The sequence below is a fragment of the Paraburkholderia sp. BR10954 genome (assembly GCF_040965775.1).
Classification (GTDB): domain Bacteria; phylum Pseudomonadota; class Gammaproteobacteria; order Burkholderiales; family Burkholderiaceae; genus Paraburkholderia; species Paraburkholderia youngii.
Genome location: NZ_JBFRCK010000149.1, coordinates 1 through 1,957, shown reverse-complemented (window position 1 = coordinate 1,957; position 1,957 = coordinate 1). Strand labels below are relative to the sequence as shown.

Genomic DNA, 1,957 nt, shown 5'->3' with positions numbered 1-1,957 from the left:
TGTTAGCGCCGATGTAAAACTGACCCACCCGCCGAAGTAAATCTGACCCACCTGGGAGAGGATGGCGGCTTTTTGCCGCCGATGCTGACTCAGGAGCAAGCAGTGGAAATCAAGGTATTGGCAAGACGGGGAACGGCGGTGCGGGAGATAGCGCGGCAAACGGGCTTGTCGCGCAACACGGTGCGCCGCTATCTGCGCGATGAGCAGGCGGGCCGTTACAGGCAACGTGAGCCACGCCCGACGAAGCTCGACGCGTTCAAGGACTATCTCCTCGAACGCGTCGCCGCCGCACGACCGCACTGGATTCCGGCGACAGTGCTGCACCGGGAACTGCAGGAAGCCGGCTACGAAGGCGGCATCAGCCAGGTCAAGGCATTCCTTGCGCCGCACAAGCGCGCTGAGCCCGAGCCGGTGGTGCGGTTCGAGACGCCGCCGGGCAAGCAGATGCAAGCCGACTTCACGGTCATCCGTCGTGGCCGTGCGCCGCTGCTCGCACTGGTCGCGACGCTCGGATATAGCCGTGCGAGTTTCGTGCGCTTCACCGTCGGCGAGGACGCCGCGACGTTGTGCGAGTGCCTGCGCGAAGCGTTCGTCTACTTCGGCGGCACGCCCGAGCAGGTGCTGTTCGATAACGCGAAGTCCGTGATTCTCGAGCGCGATGCGTTCGGTGAAGGCGAGCATCGATGGAACACCCAATTGCTCACTGTGGCCGAGACCTACGGCTTCACGCCGAAGGTCTGCCAACCCTATCGGGCGAAGACCAAGGGGAAGGTCGAACGCTTCAACCGCTATCTGAAGGAGAGCTTCGTGGTGCCGCTCGCAGCCACGCTCAAGCAGTCGGGACTGAAGCTGGACGTAGAAGCCGCCAATGCGCGTATCGGCCGGTGGCTCGCAGAAGTCGCCAACGTGCGCGTGCACGCCACCACGCGCGAGCGTCCGGCCGCGAGGCTGTCACTCGAGCAGGCAGCGCTGTTGCCGTTGCCCACGCCAGCATCGGCGCCAACGCCTGCGCCCTCAAAGCTGCGCCGTGTGCTGCCGCGAGAGAGCCTTCAGCATCCTCTGGCGGTGTATGACGCGCTGCTGGAGGTCGCCGCATGAATCTCCAGCACGAACGGATTGCCAGCCTGTGCACGCAGTTGAAGCTCGACCGTATCGCCAGTGACTGGGGAGCACTCGCACAGCACACTGCAACGACCGATGCGAGCCTGGCCGACTTCCTCGAGCAACTGCTGCAGTCGGAACTTGGCGCGCGCGAGGAGCGCAAACGCCAGACGCTCACGAAGCTCGCCTCGCTGCCCGGCATCAAGACCTTGGAGCAATACGACTTCGGCTTCGCCAGCGGTGCGCCACGGGCGCAGATACAGGAGTTGGGAAGCCTGGCGTTCATCGAGCGGGCCGAAAACGTCGTATTGCTCGGCCCCAGCGGGGTCGGCAAGACGCACCTCGCCAGCGCACTGGCCTATCGGGCGACGCAGGCAGGTATCAAGACGCGGTTCATCACGGCTGCCGACCTGATGATGCAACTGGCGACGGCGCGACAGCAGAATCGATTGCGAGAGTTCTTCAATCGGGCGGTCATCGGGCCACGGCTGCTCGTCATCGACGAAATCGGCTATCTGCCGTTCGGGCGTGAGGAAGCAAACCTGTTCTTCAATGTCGTCGCCAAACGCTATGAACGCGGCTCCATCGTGCTGACGAGCAACCTGCCGTTCACGCAATGGGCCACGGCGTTTGCTGACGACCAGACGCTCACCGCCGCCATGCTCGACCGGCTCTTGCATCACGCCCATATCGTGCAAATCAGTGGTGAGAGCTATCGACTGAAGGACAAACGAAAAGCAGGACAAACCGGAACGCGGGCAAGCGCGAAAGCAGCCGTGTGACGCAGGCCCCGGGTGGGTCAGATTTACTTCGGCGAATCGCCAAAAGGTGGGTCAGTTTCTAATCGGCGTTGACA

General features: G+C 63.2%; 2 protein-coding genes. Both read left to right on the top strand.

Features of this window, described 5'->3' with window-relative positions; all coding sequences use genetic code 11:
• Window positions 1-81 precede the first annotated feature (81 nt).
• On the top strand, window positions 82-1,098 hold the full coding sequence (gene istA, locus AB4Y34_RS41470; protein WP_368719259.1) for an IS21 family transposase: 1,017 nt from the start codon (window positions 82-84) through the stop codon (window positions 1,096-1,098).
• Complete coding sequence (gene istB / locus AB4Y34_RS41465) at window positions 1,095-1,883, top strand: IS21-like element ISRso19 family helper ATPase IstB (protein WP_368719258.1); 789 nt, start codon at window positions 1,095-1,097, stop codon at window positions 1,881-1,883. The genes istA and istB overlap by 4 nt, the downstream gene beginning before the upstream one ends.
• The last annotated feature ends 74 nt before the right edge of the window (window positions 1,884-1,957 follow it).

Bases quoted from the DNA above. Each gene is read 5' to 3' on its own strand.
- istA (WP_368719259.1), top strand. From the start codon at position 82: ATGCTGACTCAGGAGCAAGCAGTGGAAATCAAGGTATTGGCAAGACGG.
- istB (WP_368719258.1), top strand. From the start codon at position 1,095: ATGAATCTCCAGCACGAACGGATTGCCAGCCTGTGCACGCAGTTGAAG.